The organism is Clostridium collagenovorans DSM 3089 (genome assembly GCF_900130005.1).
GTDB lineage: Bacteria > Bacillota > Clostridia > Clostridiales > Clostridiaceae > Clostridium_D > Clostridium_D collagenovorans.
The window spans coordinates 285,861-311,241 of record NZ_FQXP01000006.1 but is presented as its reverse complement, the minus strand read 5'-3'; the positions used below and the strand labels follow the sequence as shown (position 1 = coordinate 311,241).

Annotated in this window: 22 protein-coding genes; all 22 read right to left on the bottom strand. The window is 30.4% G+C overall.

Annotated features, from left to right (window positions below):
- Nucleotides 1-56 precede the first annotated feature (56 nt).
- The 22 genes from BUA48_RS09540 to BUA48_RS09435 all read right to left on the bottom strand — a co-directional run bounded on the left by BUA48_RS09540 (nt 57) and on the right by BUA48_RS09435 (nt 25,290).
- Nucleotides 57-1,466 carry a peptidoglycan D,D-transpeptidase FtsI family protein gene (locus tag BUA48_RS09540; protein WP_072831826.1) on the bottom strand — a complete coding sequence of 470 codons (1,410 nt, stop codon included), beginning with the start codon at nt 1,464-1,466 and terminating at the stop codon, nt 57-59.
- Nucleotides 1,467-1,469: 3 nt separating this feature from the next.
- Nucleotides 1,470-2,747: an FtsW/RodA/SpoVE family cell cycle protein gene (locus BUA48_RS09535; RefSeq protein WP_072831825.1), complete on the bottom strand. Its 1,278-nt coding sequence runs from the start codon at nt 2,745-2,747 to the stop codon at nt 1,470-1,472.
- Nucleotides 2,748-2,756: 9 nt separating this feature from the next.
- Nucleotides 2,757-3,197, bottom strand: coding sequence for an FHA domain-containing protein (locus tag BUA48_RS09530; protein WP_423231109.1), 441 nt, complete (start codon nt 3,195-3,197; stop codon nt 2,757-2,759).
- A gap of 136 nt (nt 3,198-3,333) precedes the next feature.
- Nucleotides 3,334-6,156 carry an excinuclease ABC subunit UvrA gene (uvrA, locus tag BUA48_RS09525; protein ID WP_072831824.1) on the bottom strand — a complete coding sequence of 941 codons (2,823 nt, stop codon included), beginning with the start codon at nt 6,154-6,156 and terminating at the stop codon, nt 3,334-3,336.
- 15 nt (nt 6,157-6,171) lie between these two features.
- On the bottom strand, nt 6,172-8,136 hold the full coding sequence (gene uvrB, locus BUA48_RS09520) for an excinuclease ABC subunit UvrB (RefSeq protein ID WP_072831823.1): 1,965 nt from the start codon (nt 8,134-8,136) through the stop codon (nt 6,172-6,174).
- A gap of 31 nt (nt 8,137-8,167) precedes the next feature.
- Nucleotides 8,168-9,454 (bottom strand): PDZ domain-containing protein, encoded by a 1,287-nt coding sequence (locus tag BUA48_RS09515; RefSeq protein ID WP_072831822.1) that lies wholly within the window; start codon nt 9,452-9,454, stop codon nt 8,168-8,170.
- Between the two features lie 149 nt (nt 9,455-9,603).
- Nucleotides 9,604-10,845 (bottom strand): S41 family peptidase, encoded by a 1,242-nt coding sequence (locus BUA48_RS09510; RefSeq protein ID WP_072831849.1) that lies wholly within the window; start codon nt 10,843-10,845, stop codon nt 9,604-9,606.
- A 261-nt stretch (nt 10,846-11,106) separates the two neighbouring features.
- Entirely contained in the window at nt 11,107-11,997 is an 891-nt protein-coding gene (gene ftsX / locus BUA48_RS09505; protein WP_072831821.1) for a permease-like cell division protein FtsX, read from the bottom strand.
- Entirely contained in the window at nt 11,978-12,673 is a 696-nt protein-coding gene (gene ftsE, locus BUA48_RS09500; protein ID WP_072831820.1) for a cell division ATP-binding protein FtsE, read from the bottom strand. Before ftsE ends, ftsX begins: the two co-directional genes overlap by 20 nt.
- Before the next feature lie 326 nt (nt 12,674-12,999).
- Complete coding sequence (locus BUA48_RS09495) at nt 13,000-13,368, bottom strand: hypothetical protein (protein ID WP_072831819.1); 369 nt, start codon at nt 13,366-13,368, stop codon at nt 13,000-13,002.
- 232 nt (nt 13,369-13,600) lie between these two features.
- Nucleotides 13,601-14,539 (bottom strand): transketolase family protein, encoded by a 939-nt coding sequence (locus BUA48_RS09490; RefSeq protein ID WP_072831818.1) that lies wholly within the window; start codon nt 14,537-14,539, stop codon nt 13,601-13,603.
- Nucleotides 14,539-15,363, bottom strand: a complete 825-nt coding sequence (locus BUA48_RS09485; protein WP_072831817.1) for a transketolase — start codon at nt 15,361-15,363, stop codon at nt 14,539-14,541. Before BUA48_RS09485 ends, BUA48_RS09490 begins: the two co-directional genes overlap by 1 nt.
- Before the next feature lie 557 nt (nt 15,364-15,920).
- Entirely contained in the window at nt 15,921-16,274 is a 354-nt protein-coding gene (locus BUA48_RS09480; protein ID WP_072831816.1) for a type II toxin-antitoxin system PemK/MazF family toxin, read from the bottom strand.
- Nucleotides 16,231-16,560: a hypothetical protein gene (locus BUA48_RS09475; RefSeq protein WP_072831815.1), complete on the bottom strand. Its 330-nt coding sequence runs from the start codon at nt 16,558-16,560 to the stop codon at nt 16,231-16,233. The genes BUA48_RS09480 and BUA48_RS09475 overlap by 44 nt, the downstream gene beginning before the upstream one ends.
- Before the next feature lie 138 nt (nt 16,561-16,698).
- On the bottom strand, nt 16,699-17,859 hold the full coding sequence (gene alr / locus BUA48_RS09470) for an alanine racemase (RefSeq protein WP_072831814.1): 1,161 nt from the start codon (nt 17,857-17,859) through the stop codon (nt 16,699-16,701).
- A 47-nt stretch (nt 17,860-17,906) separates the two neighbouring features.
- Entirely contained in the window at nt 17,907-18,533 is a 627-nt protein-coding gene (locus BUA48_RS09465; RefSeq protein ID WP_072831813.1) for a germination lipoprotein GerS-related protein, read from the bottom strand.
- 228 nt (nt 18,534-18,761) lie between these two features.
- Nucleotides 18,762-20,252: a bifunctional ADP-dependent NAD(P)H-hydrate dehydratase/NAD(P)H-hydrate epimerase gene (locus BUA48_RS09460; protein ID WP_072831812.1), complete on the bottom strand. Its 1,491-nt coding sequence runs from the start codon at nt 20,250-20,252 to the stop codon at nt 18,762-18,764.
- Between the two features lie 2 nt (nt 20,253-20,254).
- Entirely contained in the window at nt 20,255-20,629 is a 375-nt protein-coding gene (acpS, locus tag BUA48_RS09455; protein WP_072831811.1) for a holo-ACP synthase, read from the bottom strand.
- A 495-nt stretch (nt 20,630-21,124) separates the two neighbouring features.
- Nucleotides 21,125-21,478 (bottom strand): DUF6514 family protein, encoded by a 354-nt coding sequence (locus BUA48_RS09450; RefSeq protein WP_072831810.1) that lies wholly within the window; start codon nt 21,476-21,478, stop codon nt 21,125-21,127.
- Nucleotides 21,479-21,918: 440 nt separating this feature from the next.
- Nucleotides 21,919-23,202, bottom strand: a complete 1,284-nt coding sequence (locus tag BUA48_RS09445; protein ID WP_072831809.1) for a hypothetical protein — start codon at nt 23,200-23,202, stop codon at nt 21,919-21,921.
- Entirely contained in the window at nt 23,202-24,329 is a 1,128-nt protein-coding gene (locus BUA48_RS09440; protein WP_072831808.1) for a DUF58 domain-containing protein, read from the bottom strand. Before BUA48_RS09440 ends, BUA48_RS09445 begins: the two co-directional genes overlap by 1 nt.
- 10 nt (nt 24,330-24,339) lie before the next feature.
- Complete coding sequence (locus tag BUA48_RS09435; RefSeq protein ID WP_072831807.1) at nt 24,340-25,290, bottom strand: AAA family ATPase; 951 nt, start codon at nt 25,288-25,290, stop codon at nt 24,340-24,342.
- Nucleotides 25,291-25,381: the final 91 nt, after the last annotated feature.

Below are 25,381 nucleotides of genomic sequence, written 5' to 3'. Positions count from 1 at the left end.
TAACTGCAACAGTCCCTCTTTATTTAAAACCATAATTTATAATACAACTCTTACGATTATCTATTAAAATAATTTTGAACTAATCCTCTTACTATTTTTCCTGTCTTTTGACTACCAGCTCCACCTTCTTCAAGAACTATTGCAAAGGCTAACTTCTTACCATTTTTCTCTGCAAATCCAACAAACCATGAGTGAGGTTCCTTTTGTCCATCTACTTCTGAGTGGTCTGCTGTTCCTGTCTTACCATAAACCTCAACACCCTTTACTACAGCTGTAGTTCCAGTACCTCTATTAACAACCTGTTTCATAAACCCCTTTACAGTATTTGCAATCTCAGGTGTTGTAACAGTTGTTAATTCCTCTGGCTCAGTAGATTTAATAGCCTTTCCATCATCATTAAGTATTCCTTTAACCAAAGTTGGTTTCATCATGACACCATCATTAGCTATAGTTGATGATACTAATGCCATCTCAATAGGTGTAGCTAAAATAGAACTTTGCCCAATAGCACTTTGTGCAATTTCACCCTTTTGATGCTTATTTAACTCAGGAAATCTACTATTTTCTATTAAAGTACCATTAGCTGGTATATCTTTATTAAAGTAAAACTTCTCTGCTGTTTCCTTTAATTTATCATTTCCTAAATCCATACCTAAAGTACCAAAAACAACATTACTAGAATATGCAAATGCATCTTCTAGTCCTATGTTTCCCCAAGCCTTTCCGCCTGAGTTACTTAAGGAATCCTTGTCATTAAATACGATTTTACCTTTATCATCAAATCTTCTATTAATTACCCCATCTAAATTTTCTAAAGCACTTACTGCTGTTATTATTTTAAATGTTGATCCTGGTGGATACATACCTGCCACAGATCTATTTAATAAAGGACTATTTTCATTGACATTTAAATTCTGCCACTGACTTTTTAATTGATTTGGATCAAAGGATGGTGTAGAAACCATTGTTAGAATTTCTCCACTCTCTGGATCTATTGCTACTACTGATCCCTTTTGATCACCCATTAATGAGTATGCTGCTTGTTGTAAAGACATATCTAATGTAGTCTCCACATTATAACCTTTGTCCTTTTTCCCAAACTCTCCTGGTATAAAAGTATCAGTTTTACCCATTAATTCTTTATCATATCTATTTTGTATTCCTGTTAATCCATATTGAGAATCCATATACCCTAGTACATGAGCGAAGGCCGCTCCACCCTTATATTCAAGTTCTTGTATTCCATCTGTAACACCCTTACTTGTAACTAAGATGTTGCCATTTCTATCTAATATATCACCTCTAACAGTATTACTTCTCTCTACCCATTTACGGTTATTGTATACACTAGCTTCAATCTTTTCTCCATCAAAGGTATAAACATACATTAGATAGGATATCATGGCTATAAATAGAAATAAAAATACTGCCATTACCTTTTGAACATTTTTAGATATATCCTTCATATTTTATTTTCCCTCTTCTGATATTTTTTGTAGTATTCCTAATGAAAAAAACGTAATTATCATAGAGCTTCCACCATTACTAACTAAAGGCAATGTAATACCTGTAAGTGGTATTGCACCTATTACTCCTCCTACAATAACTAATACTTGAGTAGCTATCATTGTACTAAGCCCAACTGCAACTATTCTAGAGAAGTTGTTATTAGCACGTAATGCCGCTCTCATCGTTCTATAGAAAAGAAGGAAATATAGTAATAATATTGCTATACCCATAACTATACCCATTTCTTCACATATAGCTGCAAATATAAAGTCTGACTCTACAACTGGTATTATTGAAGGTTGCCCCATTCCTAATCCCCTACCAAAGAATCCACCAGATACTATAGCTATTAAGGATTGAACTAGTTGGAATCCTTGTGTATGAGCATATTGCCATGGGTCCTGCCATATTTGAACTCTGACTCTAACGTGACTAAATAAAAAATAACTTACCACAGCCCCAAATATAAACAACGCTAAACATATAAACACATATTTGGCATTAGATGTTGATAAATATAGCATAGTTATTGAAACTGAAAATAATAACAATGCAGAACCAAGATCTCTTTGCAATACCATAAATCCTAAAGAAATCATTACAACTACTGCTGGCTCTATTAAAGTTCTTATATTATCACTTAACTTTAAATTAGGAAATTTCTTATTTAAAAACTTCTCTAATAAAGATTCATCAACCTTTTCTTTACTTCCATAATTCTGTAAGGCAGATGCTAAATATGCAACCAGAGCTATTTTACCGAACTCTGATGGTTGAAAGCCTATCCCACCAATCATTACCCAGTTCTTAGCCCCACCAATAGTTGTACCAAAGAATGTAGCCATTGCCATAAACACTATTGTTGCAGCTAAATATAAATACCTATATTTATTAAACTTTTTAAGTTCCGGTAACATGACCACTACAAATATGAAACAACATATTCCCAGTACAAACCATAAAACTTGCTTTATAGCAAGGGACTTATCTAATCTATATAACATTACTATCCCTATGACGGCTAAGACATTACAAAACAAAAGTAAATACTTATCTCCCTTTATAAAATAACGTCTTATTATAAAATAAGAATAGCCTATTAAAATACATATTATTAATCCTATTGCTAAGGACCCAAAATTGGGTTCTTCCTCTATGAAAGCTAAGTTAGCAAAACATACTATACAAAGTAAATAAGTAAGTCTTAATAACTTCTTTTCCTCTTTATAACTTCCCATTCACATCACCTACGCAATAACCTTAAATTCAACGGTACCTATTTTTACAATATCTCCATCTTTCAATCTAACTTTTCCACTACATCTATAGTCATTTACGAAGGTTCCATTAGTGCTTCCTAAGTCTTCTAGAACAATCTCATTCTCATTTAAATATATAGTAGCATGATGGGATGAAATGTATTTGTCACTTATAACTAATTGGTTATCATTTCTTCTTCCAATCGTAAGCTCACCTTGTATAGGTATAACACCACCAATTTTAAGATTTTTATTTTCACCATTTTTCATTACTTCTAATCCCTTTGGTTGCTGAACTTTCTTTCTTCTCTTTTTAGCTCCATTAGGATTTTTCACATCCTTATACATTATTTTCAATGCATAAAAAATAATTAAATAAACAATAATTATAATTACGAATTTTAGAATCATACTTACATTTCCGAACACCAAACCTCACCTCTTTCCTTAAATAATAACATTATAATTTCTTTTTACAACATTATTAACTATAACTTAATCAATCAAGCTATAATATTCATTTAGAAATTGAGACTAGTATAACTATGTACTAGTCTCAATGCTATTATATCATTTTTTTCAAATATTGTCCTGTATAGGAAAGCTTACACTTTGCAATGTCTTCTGGGGTTCCTGTGGCTATAATAGTTCCACCCTTATCCCCACCTTCTGGTCCTAAATCAATTAAATAGTCCGCACATTTTATAACATCTAAATTGTGCTCTATAACAACTATTGTATTTCCAGTTTCAACTAACCTTTGCATTATTTCTATTAGCCTACTTACATCATCAATATGTAGTCCAGTAGTAGGTTCATCTAAAATATATAAAGTCTTACCTGTACTTCTCTTAGATAACTCATAAGCAAGCTTGATTCTCTGTGCCTCTCCACCTGATAATTGAGTAGATGGCTGACCTAATCTTATGTATCCAAGACCTACATCCATTAAGGTTTGAAGTTTATTTTTTATTCTTGGTATATTGTCAAAGAACTCTAAAGCCTCTTCTACAGTCATATTTAAAACATCATCTATATTCTTGCCCTTATATTTAACTTCAAGAGTTTCTCTGTTATACCTTTTACCCTTACAAACCTCACAAGGAACATATACATCTGATAAAAACTGCATTTCTATTTTTATTATTCCGTCTCCAGTACAAGCTTCACATCTTCCACCTTTAACATTAAAGCTGAAACGTCCTGGCTTATAACCTCTCATCTTAGCTTCTGAAGTTGTAGAGAATAACTCCCTTATAACATCAAAAACTCCAGTATAAGTAGCTGGATTAGATCTAGGCGTTCTTCCAATAGGACTCTGGTCTATATTTATTATCTTATCTATGTTTTCAGAACCTATAATTTCTTTATGTTTTCCTGGTATCTTCTTAGAATTATTAATTTTCTTTTCAAGACCCTTACAAAGTATCTCATTTACTAAGGTACTTTTTCCTGAACCTGAGACACCTGTAACACAAGTAAATACTCCTAATGGGAATTTTACTGATACATTCTTTAGGTTGTTCTCATTAGCACCCTTTATCTCAATAACTCTATCTCCTACAGCTCTTCTTTCCTTTGGTACCTCTATCTTTTTCTTACCTGTTAGATATTGACCTGTTATAGATTCTTCACAATTTTTAATAGCTTCTATATCTCCCGCTGCCACAATTTCTCCACCATGCTCACCAGCTTTAGGCCCTATATCAACTATAAAATCCGACGCTTTCATAGTATCCTCATCATGTTCAACTACTATAAGAGTATTTCCTAAATCCTTTAAATGCTTTAATGTAGCTATTAATTTATCATTGTCTCTTTGATGTAGTCCAATACTAGGCTCATCTAATATGTACAGTACTCCAACTAAACTTGAACCAATTTGTGTTGCAAGTCTTATTCTCTGAGCTTCTCCACCTGATAAAGTACCAGCTGAACGTGCTAAATCTAAGTAATCTAATCCAACATTTATAAGGAAAGTTAATCTACTTATTATTTCCTTTAATATTTGATTAGCTATAATCTTATCCTTTTCTGATAGCTCTAATGAACTTACAAATTCTAATTCTTCTTTTATAGACATTAAACAAAATTGTGATATATTTTTTCCACCAATAGTAACTGATAAAGCTTCAGGGTTTAATCTAGCACCTTTACACTTTTTACATGGATTATCATTCATATATCCTTCTATTTCAGTTTTAATTATATCTGAATTAGTTTCCATGAATCTTCTCTTTAAACTAGTTATAACACCTTCATAACTATGATAGTAAACCCCTGATCTCATATCCTTAACATATTCAACCTTAAGTCTTTTATCTGGATATCCATATAAAATTATATTTACTATTTTTTCATCTAAATCTTTAATTGGAGTATCAAGGTCAAATTCTAACTCTTCTGCTAAAGCTCTTAAAACACTTAATCTCCAAGAATCTTCTTTTAAGCTACTTTCACCAAAGGTAGCAATAGCACCACCTAATATACTTTTGCTTTTATCAGGTATAATTAAGTCTGGATCAATCTCCATTAAGGTTCCTAATCCATCACAGCAATCACATTTTCCAAAGGGTGAGTTAAAAGAAAATAATCTAGGAGCTATTTCTCCTACACTAATTCCACAATCCGCACAAGCAAAATGCTCACTAAATAATATATCCTCACCATCAATTATATTGGCAATTGCTAATCCTTCGCCAAGCTTTAAAGCTGTTTCTAAAGAATCTGTAAGTCTTGATGATATTCCTTCTTTTACAATAATTCTATCTATAACAACCTCAATATTATGTTTCTTGTTTTTTTCTAACTTTATATCAGCATCTTCTAAATCGTATACTTCTCCATCGATTCTAGCTCTAACATATCCGTTTTTTCTCACAGACTCTAGTACCTTAACATGTTCACCTTTTCTTCCCTTAATAATAGGTGCCATTATCTGTACCTTAGTTCTCTCTGGTAAAGACATAATCCTGTCTACCATTGTATCTATGCTTTGCTTTGTTATTTCCTTACCACATTTAGGACAATGTGGAACACCAATTCTAGCATATAAAAGTCTTAAGTAATCATAAATTTCCGTAACAGTACCTACTGTAGAACGTGGATTTCTACTTGTTGTTTTTTGATCTATTGATATAGCAGGAGATAATCCCTCTATATATTCCACATCAGGTTTATCCATCTGTCCTAAAAATTGTCTCGCGTAAGAAGACAAAGACTCAACATATCTTCTTTGTCCTTCTGCATATATAGTATCAAAGGCTAAAGAAGATTTACCTGAACCTGAAAGTCCCGTAAATACAATAAATTTATCTCTAGGTATAGTTAAGTCCACATTCTTTAAGTTATGTACCTTAGCACCCTTAACTATAATCTTATCCTTCATAATTTCACCCCACTTCTATAACTTTTCTTTTAATTTTGTAATTAAGTCTCTAAGTTCAGCAGCTCTCTCAAATTGTAAATCCTTAGCCGCTTGTTTCATTTCCTTTTCATACTTCTTAATAGTATCCGCTATGTTTTCACCCTTAGCAATTTCAATTTCATACTCTGTATTATTATCTTCTGCTACTGTAGCTTCTATTACATCTCTAACTTCTTTATATACAGTAGTTGGAGTTATGCCGTGTTTTTCATTATATTCCATCTGAATTTTTCTTCTTCTATTAGTTTCAGAAATAGCTAGTTCCATAGCCTTAGTCATTTTATCACCATACATTATAACCTTACTTTCTGAATTTCTAGCTGCTCTTCCTATGGTTTGTATTAAAGATGTTTCTGATCTTAAGAAACCTTCTTTATCAGCATCTAATATGGCTACTAAGGCAACCTCTGGTATATCCAAGCCTTCTCTTAATAAGTTAATCCCTACTAGAACATCATATTTTCCTAATCTTAGGTCTCTTATTATCTCCATTCTTTCAATGGTCTTAACATCTGAGTGTAAGTAGTTAACTTTTATATCCATATCCTTTAGATAATTAGTTAAGTCCTCTGCCATTTTCTTAGTCAAGGTTGTAATAAGTACTCTATGATTATTTTCTACACTTTTTATAATTTCTCCATACAAGTCATCAATTTGTCCTACAGTTGGTCTAACCTCTATTACTGGGTCTAACAAGCCTGTTGGTCTTATTACTTGCTGAGCAACGTTTTCACTATGTTCCTTTTCATAAGCTGAAGGTGTAGCACTTACAAAAATAGTTTGATTTAATTTTTCCTCAAACTCTTCAAACTTTAAAGGTCTGTTATCATATGCACTAGGAAGTCTGAAACCATAACTTACTAAATTCTCTTTTCTTGATCTATCTCCGCCATACATAGCCCTAATCTGAGGTAATGTAACGTGACTTTCATCTATGAATAATAAAAAGTCATCTGGGAAGTAATCAAACAAAGTCTTAGGTGGTGTGCCTGCAGCTCTTCCATCTAATATCCTTGAGTAATTTTCTATTCCACTACAGTACCCAACTTCTCTCATCATTTCTATGTCAAAATTAGTTCTTTGTTTTATTCTCTGAGCTTCTAAAAGTAAATCCTTATCTAAAAGTTCTTGTACTCTCTCATCAAGTTCCTTTTCTATTACAGTAATAGCGTCTTCTAACTTTTCTCTAGAGGTTGCAAAGTGAGATGCTGGGAATATAGTCACATGTTTTCTAGTTCCTATGGTTTCTCCCGTAAGCACATTAAACTCTCTTATCCTATCTATTTCATCTCCAAAGAATTCTACTCTAATACCCACATTACTAGAGGATGCAGGTAAGATATCCAATGTGTCTCCTCTTACTCTAAAAGTTCCTCTAATAAAGTTAATATCATTTCGTTCATATTGTATATCTACTAATTGACGTATTACTTCATTTCTATCCTTACTCATACCTTCTCTTAAAGCCACAGTAAGTTTCTTATACTCCTCTGGGTTACCAAGTCCGTAAATACAAGAAACTGACGCAACTACTATAACATCATTTCTTTCTAATAAAGCTGATGTAGCTGAGTGTCTTAATTTATCTATCTCATCATTTATAGATGCATCCTTTTCTATGAATGTATCAGTTTGAGGTACATATGCCTCTGGTTGATAGTAATCATAATATGATACAAAATATTCAACACAGTTATCTGGAAAAAACTCCTTAAATTCTGAGCATAACTGTCCTGCTAGAGTTTTATTATGCGCTAATATTAGTGCTGGCTTATTAGATTTTTCAATTATATTAGCCATTGTAAAAGTTTTTCCTGAACCTGTTACACCTAATAATGTCTGAAATTTTTCTCCTTGCTTAATTCCATTAACTATACTTTCAATAGCTTTAGGTTGATCACCAGTTGGAGAAAATTCAGATTTTATCTTAAACTCGCCCATATTATCCTCCATAAGTTTTTACTTTTAAAATTTATTTTTTATCATCGTCCTTAAATTTATTTATTAACTTCTTTATATTTATTTTTTCATTGTTTACTACAACTTGCTCAGGTATTACCTTAGGTACGAATACAATCCCTAATTTCTTCTCTTCTCTATTTCTAATATAGTTTATATCCTTAACTGTACCCTTAGCATTCTTTATCTTTAACTTTAATTCTAAAGGTAACTTCTTTATTTCTTCAAATATATTTTCTTCCATAGCTAAGTTTATTCCATTAGCTTCTAAAATCACATCTCCACTATTAATTCCCATCTTATTAGCTGGTGAATTAGGTGTTACATCTAAAATCATAAGACCTTCATCAGTTGTAACATACTTAGCTTTTCCCTTAATTTCTAAATTGTAATCAAGTTTTAATAGCATTTCATATAACACAGGAATAAGTATTAAAGAAAGAGCCTGAGCTGCATAACCTATTCTAGCAAATACTGATAAAGCTAATATTATTAATCCATACACAGCATTCATGCCTCCAAGTAGTCTTGCCTTGGATTTACTTGTTCTTGTAAAGGTTGCTGTATTAACTCCAACTACTGCATATATAGGTACTAATGCAAGCAATATTCCAGCCATCATACTAGCATTATAGGTTCCCTTAAGTATCGGCCACCACTTTGGCATCTCTATTAAATTACTTGCCATGGCTGGGTCCTCTATTCTAAATAGCATAAGTAATGCTAAAGGAAAAATCCAGTTTCTCTTCATAGCAAAGCCACCAATAATAGAATTTTCTTTTTTAGCAAAAATCGGTATAGCCCCTCTTGAACCATCTATAACTGTTAAAATTCCTTGCACAAAATATACACTACCAACTAAGGCCAATAAAGATATTATATTAATATCGAAGGCCATTATATTTTTCATGTCAAGCATACCTAATATAGGATTTATAACCATACTTATTATTCCCAAAATTGCAGCTGTATAAGCAAGGGAAATATGTTTATTAGGAATAAATACACTTACTATTGTCAATATGAACAATATAAACACAGAAGAGTCTGAATTAAATATCACACCTAAGTAAGTGAGCATTAAGCTTAACACAGCTCCTGCTAATATCCCCATTACTATTTGTGATACCGTAAGCTCTATAGCTGTATTTTTAGCTTCTCCTAAAACACTTTTCTGCATCACAATAATCTTTTTATTGGATATATAAAATACTATCCCCATTAATATGATCATTAACGCACTATATGGATCAACCACTGCATAAGCTACATTTCGTAGTACAGTATATATAATCTCCATTAATCTACCTCCCACATTTAAAAGCACTTTTCTATTAAATATTATATACTATTATATATTTATTTTAAACGAAGTATATAATAAGATTTTTATTGCTTATAACAAATTAAGTATCTATCAGCGATAGATACTTAATCATATTTAAATAATTATTTAACTTTATTCTTTATAATCTCTAATCCCTTTTGGAATTGTGGATCTATGCTTCTATCATATTTTTGTTCTCTAACTTCTTGTGGTATTTCTACAACTTCATCAGGTTCTATACCTTTCTTATGAATATTGTTTCCTTTAGGTGTATAGTAGCTAGATACTGTTAATTTAAGAGCTGTTCCATCGCCGAAACCATCCTTAGATCTATAAATAATATTTTGTACTATCCCTTTACCAAAAGTCTTTTCACCTACTAATGTAGCTTTATTATAATCTCTTAAAGCTCCTGAAACTATCTCTGAAGCACTAGCTGTTCCTTCATCTGTTAAAACAACTAGTGGTAAGTCATAAAAGTCTCCACCAACTGATTTATAAAGATTTTTATTTTCAGCCTTATCTATAGTGTAAACTACAGTTTCATCCTTTGGTATAAAGTTAGAAGCTACCTTTACACATTCCTTTACTAATCCACCTGGATTTCCTCTTAAATCTAATAATAAACCTTTCATGCCTTTATTTTTTAGTTCATGTATTTGTTTATTAAAGTTATCAGATGTATGTTCATCAAAAGATGTAATTCTTATATATCCTACGCTATCATCTAACATTTCACTTTTTACTGTTACCATAGTAATTTCTTCTCTAGTAACATCTACCTTAAATTCGCCCTTACCTTCTCTGAAAAGAGTTAAGTTAACAGACTCACCTTTTTTACCCTTCATCATGCCAACAGCCTTTTCTAGATTTTCTCCAGTCATAGCTTCACCATTAATTCCTAAGATTACATCCCCTGCTAAAATTCCAGCCTTAGCTGCAGGTGAATCTTCAAAAGGTGCTGTAATAACTATTTTGTTGTCTATAACCCCAACTTGAATACCTAAACCTACATAAACACCTTCAGTGTCTGCATTCCACTTTTCAAATTCTTCTTTATTCATAAAAACAGTATATGGGTCTCCTACACCAGTTGTCATACCTTTTACTGCACCCTCAACCATTTTCTTCTCATCTAAATCTCCATAGTAGTATTTCTCTAAGTTATTTTTTACTACAAATAATTTACCAAAAGCTTCAATTTCCTCTCTAGTTGGTTTAATTGAAACTCCACTTCCATCATCAATTAAAGGTATATTAATCCAATATTTAGAAGCAACAAATGCAGTGCATAAGTTAGTTATAATAATTATAGCTACTATTAACGCAATTTTTCCTCTTTTCTTTTTAGGCTTAAATCCCATCTCTTCATCCGTATAATTTCCTTCTCTGATTTGGTCTTTATCACTCATCCTTTATCTCTCCTTAATAAAACTATTTGAAGTAAAATCTAGATTTATATTACACTCTAAACCAAAACTTCATTTATCTAAGGTCTAAGAACCCTACCATAAAACCATTTTAATGATACAGTTGTTAGACATCAGATAAAAATTAGATGGAGTTTAAAACTCCATCTAATTTAATATATTCATATATAGTTTTCTATAAAACCTCAATAATTATTACACCTTTAAGAATTTTCTTATAGAAATTACACTTCCTATAACCCCTATAGCTGCACCAGCCAAAACAAACTGCCATAACATAGCGGTTAAAATATATGTAGGATGTATTAATTTAAATATCGTTATTGTAGCTGCTATCTTAGTAAATAGTATATTATATGCAATAAACAATACCAAGGCAGCTAAAATACTACCTGCAATTCCTATTATTATACCTTCTATAATGAAAGGCCATCTAATAAACCAGTCAGTAGCTCCAACATATTTCATTATACCAATTTCTCTTCTTCTTGAGAAAACAGTTAACTTTATTGTGTTTCCTATTAAGAATAAAGACACAACAAATAGAACAATGAAAATTGCTAGTCCAATATATTTAACTGAATTCATTATCTTCTGTAATGTATTAGCTATTTCTCTTACATCTTTAACTTGCTCAACTCCGTCTAAACTCTTTAAGTTTTCAGTTACATTAGTAATATATTTAGGTTCTGCTACTGTTACAATATATGAAGCTGGCATAGGATTATCATCTTCAAATCCTTTTAAAAGCTCCTCTGAACCATCACCTAACATCTCCTTAGTGTTTTCTAACGCAGTATTCTTATCTTCATACTCAACTTTTACAACACCAGGTGTAGATTCTAATGTGTCAGTTATTTTCTTATCCTGTTCTTTAGTTATATCATCTTTTAAGATTATCTTTGATTGTAAATCTGATCCCATTTGATCTAAGCTACTATTAATAGTTAGCAGTCCCATTATAAAAATACCAAATACAAATAGAGCTGCTGCAACGGTTGCCATAGATGCTAAACTAAGAGTCTTATTTCTCTTTAAACTCTTTCCAGCATCAAACATGAAATACTTAACAACATTCATCTTCATTGCTATACTTACCTCTCTGTTCATCTCTTACTATAGATCCTTTTTCTATTGCTATAACTCTCTTTTTCATGTTATCAACTATGTCTTTAGCATGAGTAGCCATTACAACTGTTGTACCCGCATTATTTATATCTTCTAATAAATCCATGATCTCTAATGCAGTTTCTGGATCTAAGTTTCCTGTAGGCTCGTCAGCTATTAAAACTGATGGACTATTTACTATAGCTCTAGCTATACAAACCCTTTGTTGCTCCCCACCTGATAATTCACTTGGGAAAGCTTTATATTTCTTAGTTAACCCAACCATAGCTAGTACCACTGGTACCTTTTGTCTTATCTCTTTTTGAGAACACTCAGTAACTCTCATAGCAAATGCAACGTTTTCATATACATTTAAAGTTGGTATTAATCTAAAATCTTGGAAGACAACTCCAAATTTTCTTCTGTAATAAGGAATTTTACCTCTACTTAATTGTGTTACATCCACACCATTGACTATAATTTTTCCTGATGTAGGGTCTACTTCCTTTAATAAACTTTTCATGAAAGTTGATTTTCCTGAACCAGAGGCCCCTACAACGAACACAAATTCACCCTTCTCTATATTTAAATTTATATTTGAAAGAGCAACAACATTATCGTTATAAACTTTTGATACATTCTTAAATTCTATCATAAATATTCTCCTTACTAAAATTATACACATTACGTTATAGTAATCTATTCTGTCGTCAATTTACTAATACATTATATCATATGAATTAAACGGCTTATTAAAAAAGCGCGAAAAAACTTTAAATTTTTTATGTATAACATGTAAGAATATTACACATATCATTATTTTTTCTTTACTTTCAACATTATTTTGGTACATAAAGAATATTTATCAACCTCAAATTTTACACTTTCTATACTATATAAAACATAGAAAGTGAAAGCTATCTTTCACTTTTAAAACCACTTATAATTTTATAAAATTAACTTCAAACTCCACTTATATTGCTACTTCATGAACCATAATATATAATCCAAAGATATAGCATAAACATAGAACATTAAACAAATACATAATATAACCTTAACTAAACCAAATCTGTAGAAATAAATTCTCCATTGATTTTCATAGTCTAATGGTCCCATTAAATCCGGTTTAATAAATGCTCCTCCGCATAATAATAATCCTATTGATGCCGTCCATATGCTCCATCTAAATAAAGTCTCTAAAAAATATATGAATTGAAAACCCTCACCAAAGAAGCCCCTATGTAAAAAGAATAGTAATGATATAACTACAGGTACCATATAAATCTTCAAAGAAATAGTTACACATTTCCAAAAATCATATAGGTTTTCTTTTATCATTTCCTTCATTTGTTTTCCCCCTTATAATATACAAATCCCTATACTTAATTAACTCTCATTTTATCATAAAATCACTTTAAAATCATTAAATTTAATAAAAATGAACTTTGCAAATTATACATAAAAATAAAGCAATCCTTGCCAAGTAGTGATACAGGCTAGATTGCTTTATTTATATATATTTAGACTATTATTTTTTACAAATTGTTAAAATATATTCCTCTTATAAAGATAAGCTAAATTACTTTAACTCCATAGCTTTTTTAACAGCTTTTACTATATCCTTAGCTGTTAAACCATATTTTTCTAATAAATCTTTAGGTTTTCCACTTTCACCAAAAGTATCTTTTACTCCAACTCTTAATACAGGTACTGGAGCATTTCCAGATACAACCTCTGCAACAGCTGAACCTAATCCACCAATGATGTTGTGTTCTTCAGCAGTAACTATTGTACCAGTTTCTCTAGCAGCTTTTATAATTGCTTCTTCATCGATAGGCTTAATTGTATGTATATTTAATACTCTTACTTTTATTCCTTCTTCTGAAAGCATGTTATAAGCTTCTAAAGCAGCATCTACCATTATACCAGTAGCAATAATAGTAGCATCTTTACCTTCTCTTAAAGTAACTGCTTTTCCTAACTCAAATTTATACTCTGGATTATCATTTATAACATTAACACCTGATCTTCCAAGTCTAACATAACAAGGTCCATCATAATCTATGATAGCTTTTATAACTGCTTCTGTTTCAACAGCATCACTTGGGCTTATAACCATCATATTTGGTATACTTCTCATAATAGAAATATCTTCTATAGCTTGGTGAGATGCACCATCTTCTCCTACTGTTAAACCAGCATGAGTTGCACAAACCTTAACATTTAATTTTGGGTAACATATAGAGTTTCTAATTTGCTCAAAAGCTCTACCTGCTGCAAACATAGCAAAAGTACTTGCAAAAGGAATTTTACCACAGCTTGCTAAACCAGCAGCTACAGTCATCATATTAGCTTCTGCAATACCCATATTTATAAATCTTTCTGGACAAACTTTTTTAAAGTCTGCTGTTTTAGTTGATTTAGATAAATCCGCATCTAAAACTACGATTCTCTCATCGTTAACACCATATTTTGCTAATGCCTTACCATATGCTTCTCTAGTAGCTATTTGTGCCATTAGTTTTCACCTCCGATTTCAGCTAAAGCTTGTTTGCACTGCTCTTTACTTGGAGCACTTCCATGCCATCCAGCTTCATTTTCCATGAAAGATACACCCTTACCTTTTATAGTTTTACAAACTATAGCAGTTGGTTTATCTGTTGTATTTCTAGCTATTTCTATAGCATTTATTATTTCTTCAAAATTATGACCATCTATAGATAAAACATTCCATCCAAAAGCTACAAATTTATCAGCTATTGGGTTTGGATTCATTACATCTTCTATTTTTCCATCTATTTGTAATCCGTTAAAATCAATAAATATAGTTAAGTTGTTTAGTTTGTAGTGAGCTGCTGACATAGCTGCTTCCCAAACTTGACCTTCTCCTAATTCACCATCACCAAGTAATGAGTAAACTCTATAATCCTTTTTGTCGATTTTTCCTGCTAAAGCCATACCTACTGCAGCAGAAACCCCTTGGCCTAAAGAACCAGTTGACATATCAACCCCTGGTACATAGTTCATATTTGGGTGACCTTGAAGAATAGAATTAATTTTTCTAAGATTCATTAATTCACTTTTGTCAAAGAAACCCTTTTCAGCTAAAGCTGCATATAACACTGGAGCAGCGTGTCCCTTTGAAAGTACAAATCTATCTCTGTCAGCTGCCTTTGGATTTTTAGTATCTACATTCATTTCTCTAAAGTATAATGTAGTTAAAATATCCGCTGCTGATAGTGATCCACCTGGATGACCTGATGCTGATTCAGTTAACATTTCTACTATATCTTTTCTAATAAGCTTTGCTATACGTTGTAATTCTTCAATATTAGTTTTCATATTTTCACCCTCCTAATGCCTTCTTTAATAATTATAACAATTTTAACAATTATAACAATAGATTTTTAATAAATTATCATAATAATCAATCATGATTCCCCTAAATTCAATATTTTATTTTCTTTATTAATGCTTATTGCCTATAATTTCTTTTATTATTATATACTATTTAAAAATATGTTATATCTTTTGATTTTTATTACAAAAATCCTTTGAACTATATTTAACAATTTCTCAAAGAAGATCTATAATAAAAGCAAATTTCTAAATTTTCCAACAATATCTTCTATATATAGCCTGCTTATTATATATAGAATTCATATTATATATAACCTTCATATTTGTTTTTTACTTCTTATATTGAATTGAATAGTTTTGAATTCATCTTACATATATACTTCATATGTTTTTATCACATATGAAGTATATCACAAAACTTCATCTAAAGCTTGTTAAATCTATATTGTATTTTACTTTTAGCCCTGTATCATTACACATAAAATAAAAAATCAACTTACAAAATAAATCTGCAAGTTGATTTTACTTAATATATATAACTATTGTAATGCCACACTTATTAACAATGCTTTATTTACTTTTTCCATATCAGCATCAGTCATGTGGCCAATCTTTTCTTTTAATCTTCTTTTATCCAAGGTTCTTATTTGCTCTAAAAGAACAACAGAATCCTTGTTCAATCCATACTCTTCTGAGGATATCTCAACATGAGTTGGAAGTTTCGCTTTATTAATCTGCGAAGTAATAGCTGAAATGATAACAGTAGGGCTGTACTTATTTCCTATATCATTTTGTATAATGATTACAGGTCTAATACCCCCTTGTTCAGAACCTATAACAGGACTCAAATCAGCATAGAAAATATCTCCTCTTTTCACTAACATTGTCGTCATTAGGCATTTCACTCTCCGAAAGCTGGTTTTCATATTCATTTATTTCATTTAGGTAACTCTCAAAACCAAATTCTGAGTATTCAAGATTCAATGAGGCCATTTCACGATAACCACGTTCCATTTCTTTGATCATTTGCTCGTGCTTATCTTGTTCCTCTATATACATTAATATTGCGTTCTTCGCAAAAGAGTTCTTCTTTTTTGAATCTTTAACCAGTACATCGCTTAATTCCGGTAATAGTATTTCTGAGAGGTTAACAACTAATCTATTTTCGACATTTGCCATACAAAAACCATCCTCCTAATTAAATTTCAGCAGAATATAACGCCCACGGTATATTATAATTAGTTAAATAACAAATGTCAAAAGTTTTTTCTACATTTATTACCAAATTACAACACTTTTTGTATGTTCCGTAGTAGATTAGATGTAATTTCTTATTTTTGTGATTTTGCCATCCTTTATGTATACCCTTGGCACTCTTTTCCCAACAACGCATACCACTTCATAACTTATTGTGCCAAGTAACTCACCTATTTCATCCGCTGTAATTTTATTATTGCCATCTTCTCCGATTAATATAACTTCATCTCCAAATTTTACATCCTTTAGATCAGTTACATCTACCATACATTGGTCCATGCAGATTCGTCCTACTACTGGTGCGAATTGTCCTTTTATCAAAACCTTCGCTTTTCCAGAAAGTAGTCTACTCATTCCATCTGCATATCCAACAGGAAGAGTTGCAATAATACTTTCTTTTTCAACCTTAAACTGTCTACCATATCCAATAAACTCACCTGATTTTATTGTTTTTATGTGTACTATATTTGTTTTCGTTGACATCACAGGTTTAATATTCAATCTCTCATACTTTACTTCTTTAGATGGATAATAGCCATATAGAATAATTCCCGGTCTTACTATCTCATACTGGTACTCAGACATATCTATTATAGCTGCACTATTTGCTAAATTTCTCTTCGGTGTACTCATTCCTTCTTCTTTAAGTTTTTCTAAGAACCAATTATATCTTTCCGCTTGCAAATTCGTATAAGCTTTATCTGCTTCATCAGCAGATGAGAAGTGTGAAAATATACTTTCTATCTTTATATTTGGTAAGTTATGAATTTGCAATATCTCTTTTATACTGTCTTCAGTGGGCAAGTATCCAATTCTCCCCATCCCTGTATCCACACCAATATGAATTTTTGCAATTTTATTCTTTCTCATAGCCATTCTAGAAAGTTGGTTTGCAAACTCATAGGAATACACAGAAGGTTCAATATCAAATCTTAGTATTTCATCAATCAATTCTGGTTGAGTAAACCCTAAAACCATTATAGGACATTGTATACCTGATCTTCTTAATTCAATTCCCTCTGTTAATACGGCAACTGCTAATCTGTCAGCGCCATTTTCTAATAATGTAGGTACTGTGTCTAGTGCTCCATGACCATATGCATCTGCTTTTACGACTGCCATTATTTCCTTATCGGGTACTATCTTTTTTATTTCTCTGATATTGTGTGCTAAATTATCTAAGTTAATTTCGGCCCACACTGGTCTTAAGTGTCTAAACAAATTTTTCCACCCCTCTACTAAAAAAAGTTCTTATCTCTTTTCACTATTTAATTGTTATTCTTGTAATCTTCAACTTGAAAATCACCTTCATCTATTTTTACGTTTGTTTCATAATTTTCATATGTTATATCTATAGTTTTATTACCTTCTAAGTCAAAAACATCAACTTTAAAAGGTAGTTGGCTATCTAAGTCAATATACATTGCTGCATTGTTTAAATTTCTGTTTGTTCCTGGTAATAAAAAGTCCACCATAAGATATTGATCATGCTCATTGCTATCTTTTATAAAAGTATACTTTAAATCCCCATTTGAGTACATCATATTTAAATATTCTTGTATAAATGTATATTTAAGTATTGTGTCCAACCCTTCATCCTGTGTATATGTATTTTCATTCTTCTTGTCCTCTACATATATATTATTATCCTTTAAGACAAACTTTCTATCATCATCAAGTGTAAATACACTTCCTTGTTTTCTTGAATATAATTGTTGCCCTTTATATTCTAAAGTTTGCTTATCATTATAAACATGTATAGTTACGTCTGCACTAGAAGTCTTTGTTCTTTTCAAATATTCAAGTACATCCTCTGGATTATTTTTATTCAAACATCCAGTTAAGCTAATTATCATAAAAAAGGATAGTAAACATATCCATAACCCCTTTCTCATAATACCTCCTAAAATAATTATTCTTAATTCATATTATTAAGAAAGGGCTTTTTATATTCTTATTTTATGAAAATACTTAAAACATATTTTGAACTCTTCCATATTCTTATCTTATATAGAACTTTAAATCTACATATGTCTATATATTGTATATGCTCATAATAATTTATGATGTATATATAATATTATAATTTTTTTATTTTTAGTATTAATTTTCAAATTTTATATTTAGAAAAAATCTTTTATAAATGTCGGAAGTGACTCAATAATATGTGATGCATTTACTATAAACATATCATTTGATAACTTATCGCCAATATAGCCATGAATAAATGCTGCAATACATGTGGCATGAAGTACTTCGTAGCCTTGAGCTATTAAAGATGCTATTATTCCTGTTAATGTATCACCCATTCCCCCATTAGCCATTGAGCTATTTCCTGTAGGGTTTATAAAAATAGATTCTCCATCGGTGATTATTGTGTTGTATCCCTTTAATAGTACCACAATATTATTTTCTTTTGCAAAGCTTTTTGCCACTTTTATCCTATTTATTTTAATTTCTTCTATATTTAGACCGCATAACCTAGACATTTCTCCTAAATGTGGTGTTAAAACAGCCCTATTTTTCAATTTACTCAATAATTCCTTATTTTGTGATAAAACATTTATTGCATCTGCATCTATTACCATAGGACATTTTGTTTTATGAACTACATTCTTTAATACTTCATAAGTTCTTTTTGTATTTCCCATACCAGGACCTATTGCAATAACAGAGCTATTACTTAAGATTTTAATGGATTCTTCATTTTCTATGTCCGCCGTCATTGCTTCTAATAATTTAGAAGCTACTATATCTTGAATCTCACCATATGTACACAATGTAACAAGTCCTGATCCTGATCTTACAACTGCATTAGTAGTAATTGTAGCAGCACCACTAAAACCCTTAGAACCAGCAACTATAGTTGCTCTTCCATATTCTCCTTTATGTGCATAAGCACTTCTTTTTTTCATTCTACTCTTTATGTATTCTTCGTCTAACATATATGTATTATCACAGAACTTATCAATAACACTTTTAGTCATTCCAATATTTTCTACGACTATCTCTCCACTCATGTTATGAGCTTCATAATTCAAAAACCCCATCTTATATACTACAAAAGAAACTGTCTTATTTGCTTTTATGGAATTTCCCATTATTTTACCGCTATCACTATTTACACCTGATGCAATATCTATAGCTAAAACATAATTACTATTTTCGTTAATAACAGTTATTGTTAAATCATATATACCTGATACATCTCTTTTTAAACCAGTACCAAATATAGCATCAATTGTAACATCACTTTTGCTAACAGATTGCCTTAAACTCCCTAAATCCTCTGTACTAGAAATTAAATTAACATGTATGCCCATGTTTTTCAGTATAGTAAAATTGTTCTTGCAATCTTCACTTAATCTATTAAATCCTAAAAGAAAAACATCAATTTTTTTACCTAGTGCATATAAATGTCTAGCAACTGCTAATCCATCTCCACCATTATTACCTGATCCACAAATCACTGTAAATGAATTAAACTTATTTAAGTCTAAATTCTCAATAACTTTAAGTGCTGCGTTTTCCATTAAAACCATACTTGGTATACCTAGGTTTTCTATACAATATTTATCCATTGCTCTTATACATTCTGAATTTCCTATTTTCAATTTTATATCACCTCAATTACTGCATAAGCTATTGCATTTTCGCAACTATGAGATATACTTAAATGAATTTTATACTCTCCAAAGGACTCTGCAATATGCTTTGCTCCATTTAATAATTCAACCTCAGGTTTTCCCTTAGAATCCTTTTTTATTACAATATCCGTAAAGTTAAATCCTTGAAAGCCTGTCCCTAAACATTTAGATACTGCTTCTTTAGCTGCAAATCTTCCTGCAATATATTCTGGTCTTAAATTTCTACTTTTTAGATATTCAATCTCTTCATCAACACATATTTTATGTATAAACTTCTCACTTTTATTTAGAGCCTTTTGTATTCTATGTATTTCAACTATGTCTATTCCTGTACCTACTATCAAAATACTCCTCCTTAAACTCTTAGCACTAATAACATATTTCATATTTTAAAAGCAATATTTTATATGTTACTCTTAACCCTATCAACATATAAAGTTGAATATTTATACAAGCTTAATTCATATCTATTATTTAAATAAGTATTAAATATAAAGCTTATATCCTTTTATTCAACTACTTCTATTTACCCATATGTATATATTACTCTATATTATAATCTATTAATTTTATAACTTCTATAAGCATGATAATATTTAAGGATTATATAAGATTTGTTTATGAATTTAAATAAAAAGGAGATGGAAGATTTAACCGTCTCCTTCTGTTAGTCTAATTTATATTTCATTTATATTTCCACTCTATCTTGTGACTTTAACTTATAATTTTAATTTATACGGAGAATTTTCTTCTCTCTATATCTGTTAATACGAATTCTATTTAAAACTCTGAATCATTGGAGCTAGCTTAATTTTTAATAAAATAATCAATAATTACAATTAACAATTACAAGTTGCACATAAACTTTCTTCAAAATCATTAACACAGTTGTCCACATATTCTCCAATAATATCTATTAGATGTATAGGCGAAACTTCCTTGTTGTATAAGAACTGCATTAAATCATGAATTTTCTGTCTTTGAGGACTGATGTTTTTAACACACTCTCTTTCTATCTTCACCATTCTGCCATCTTCAAGATCCTGTCTTTCTATTTCTATGCCATAGGTTTGTACCCTTTTTCCTTGATCTTGAACGTATAATAACATCTCATCCTTCAATAACCTGTATATATATATGTGTCTCATACCATCATATGAACTCTGTTTTGTAAAACTTTCAACAACTACCATTTCTTTCTTATCCCTCCATGCCCGACTCCATGATATGGTCTTATAATATCATAGTGTAAAAAAAAAAAGTGTCACTTTGTGCAAAGACTTTAAAGGTTTCTTTCCTTTTAAAATGACATCAATATATCATTTACAACATATACACTATTTGTCCATACTTTTTTTGCTTAATTAAATGATTTTTAATGTCGTATTGTATACTTTTTTAAATAAAAAGTTGTACAAATATGTTTTCTTTATATCACATCATGTAGAATTTTTTTTGTTTTTTATTAATAAATGTACTTTTTTAAGAAATTTAATTTTCGAGGTGTATTTTTACTCATAATTTTTTTCATTTCATTTAAGTATAATTCTACTTAACTTCATAATTATGTTATTGGATAGGCATTTTTGTAATATTTATGCGATATATTAAGAATATATCGCATAAATGCATATTACTTCACTTTGTATTCTTTATTTATGATATTTAAACTATCTTTTATGGTATTTAATTCATTTTCTGTCATAGTATGATTAGAAAACTTAGCTTCATTATATATTTTAGACATAATATCCAATTCTTCAGTACTTTCTACATAAATTTTGGATACATTACTTATCTGCGTTGCTGTCATATACTCTTCAAATACGCCTTTTTTCTTTGTAAGTTTTTGGAATTTGCCAAAGACATGGCATATCCTTTCCTTAACTGTTGAATCCTTCTTAAGAATAGATTTACTAAGTTTTTTCTTCTTTTTAACTTGAACTATTACTTCTCTTTCTTCTATAAATCCTATATTTTCTCTACTTACCGATATAAGCATTCTTCTTATGATTTTAACACACTGCCATACTATAACTATTGCTATTACTATGAGAATTGCTATTGCTATAAATTTTACAATTGGCAAATCTAAAGGATTTAAGTTTGGTCCCTCTGTAGTTGGCTTGTTAGGAAAATCCCCCATGCTATCTCCTGGCATTCCATTTCCATTATCGTCTCTAAACTTTTGAAGAAATTCATAAAACCATTGCAATGGAATAGTCAAAATCATTGATAACTTCAATATTATCCATAGTATAACTTCTCTAAGTTTACCTACTAAAAATGACATTAATATTCTAGTTTTTTCACTAGTTATAAATAATAACACTACTGCTGCTACAGCTGAAAGCACTGTATTTACTCTTCTTGACTCTCTATTAACCATATTAAAAGTAAAAGTTCTACTTTCTCTTAAGCTTATTATCATAAGCAAGAAAAATAAAATATAATATGGTAACAAGGCATTAGGTAATTCCTTGCAGAAAATCATAGCTATCACTGCAATGAAAAATGATCCTATCATAAGTATCCACATAATCAAATTATATATATGCTTATAATGTTCATAGTCAATATTGCTATTTTCAAAAAAATATCCACTAAAATATGATCCTAAGAAAAAGATATAAGTTAACAAAGTCCCTTCACTTAAATTGAATCTCGTATTAATAATTATACTTAATATAAATGGAACCATGGTGTATATTATTGCAGCGAATTGTCCACTTATAATGTTAAACTCCTTATTAATAATATACTGCTGTAACATTACCATAATTATAGTTAATAGATATATAGATGTAGGTAATGTACTATCATTAAGAAATGATAGTAGTATAGATACACTTATAAATAAAAATGTATTTATCGCAATCGTAACTAAAGTTTTTATTCTTGCTTGCCAACTGAACATTACCTTATCCCCCTATATTCTATTTTTTCAATTCCTTTAATCTCAACCATATCAAGATTCATAGAAATATCTATGGTTTTAATATCTATTCCTCTTTTAGCTATTTGACCTAAAAGATTTGCTGTTTCCTTGTCTAAGCTATCTGAGATTATTATATAAGTACAATTTCCTCTAAACTTAAGCATGTTCTTCTTTAAATACTCATAGGTAGTGCTGTTTTGAAATACACTAAGCCTAGCACACAACTCTAACATACTTTTTAATTTTCCTGTGGAGTTGCTTACTTCAGTTTTTATATTTTCTTCTACTCCAAATAACTTTGAGTTTGTCCAAATTCCAGTTGATATTCCTGAGTTTATGAATTTAGTTGCTAAGGATGCCGCCATCATAGCAGCTTTTTCTAAGGTAACCTCATTGAAGCCTGTCCAAACTCCGCCACCCTGATTAATAGCTACCACTATGGTTATCTCTCTTTCTGAAGTAAAATCATACTCTTTAACCATAAGTTTATTCATCTTCATACTAGATTTCCAGTGTATATCCTTCATTCTGTCTTCTACAGTGTATTCACGTATACCCTTAATATATAAAGGATCCTTTTGAATCCATCTTTTTATTATATTGTCTCCAAAATAACTTGTAGATTTAAATATATAGTTCTCTATTGGTATAACATCTGGATAAACTATTATTTCATTCGAATCTAGCATATCCCTGGTATTACTTGATAAACCAAATAAGTCACCTATGGTAAGTTCAAGTTCGTTTAATATATATACTCCTCTTTTATCAAACTTAACCTTATAGGTTCTTTTAACTCTTTCATAAGACCATACATTGTATCTACTTTCATAGTATCTCCACTGTTCTAAAAACTCCCCATCACTACTTTCAGTTAAGTACTTCATATGTGAAGGTATCTTTTCCTTAACTACCAAAAATGAAATAGGAAACTTTTTATTATTCTCAACCACAGTTGTAATTTCAAAGGATTCATTTATATGAACTGCCTTTTTAGGCACTTCTCTATGAACCTTTAAATTATGAAATCCATGTTTCTGATTCATTATTGCTATATACTTAATAATCGCAATAACTACACATAGCAGTATTAATTGAGCTACCATTGTCCTCCCCCTAAATCTCTTCTAGAGGAGTATTTATTTTTTTAAGTATATCCTCAATAATCTTCTCTCCTTGGTCAGCATCATAACTTATATCATTGTTTAAAACTAATCTATGCGCTAAAACTTCTACTGCCATAGACTTAACATCTTCAGGTATAACATAATCCCTACCGTTAATAGCTGCCATAGCCTGTGATGCTCTCATTAAAGCTAAAGTTGATCTTGGACTACATCCAACCCTTACCTTATCGCTAGCTCTAGTTTCTGTTATTATATTTAATATATATTCTTTTATATTTTTATCTATATGAATTTTATTATAGTTTTCTTGTACAAATTTAATTTCTTCTAATGTTACAATTGTCTCTAATGTTTCTAATGGATCTTCTTGTTGGAATCTTCCCATCATATCTAGTTCTTCTGTCATGTTAGGATATCCTAGGGATAATTTTATAAAAAATCTATCCAATTGTGCCTCTGGTAATGGAAATGTTCCAAATTGCTCTACTGGATTTTGTGTAGCTATAACAAAGAATGGTGATGACAAAGGTATTGTATTACCTTCTACCGTTATTTGTTTTTCTTCCATACATTCTAATAATGCGGATTGAGTTCTAGGTGTTGCTCTATTTATTTCATCTGCTAAAACTATATTACTTAGTAATGGACCCTTTTTAAAAGTAAAGTCTAGTTCCTTTTGATTATACATATATATTCCTGTTAAATCAGATGGTAATAAATCAGGTGTAAATTGTATTCTTTTAAAATCACACCCCATAGTTTTTGATAAACTTCTAGCTAATTTAGTTTTCCCTAATCCTGGAACATCTTCTAATAAAACATGTCCACCACAAATAAAAGCCACAATGATCTTATTAATTTTGTGTCTCTTACCTATTATTACCTTACTAACATTTTCATTTACCTTTTTTCTGAACTCCTGAAATTTCACTACTTCCATTTCTTTTCCCCCCAAATTATAACTTAAAGCAAACTTTAGTAGCTTCATTTTTAATGATTACCTCATGCTCATCCCAATTATCTTAAGGCAA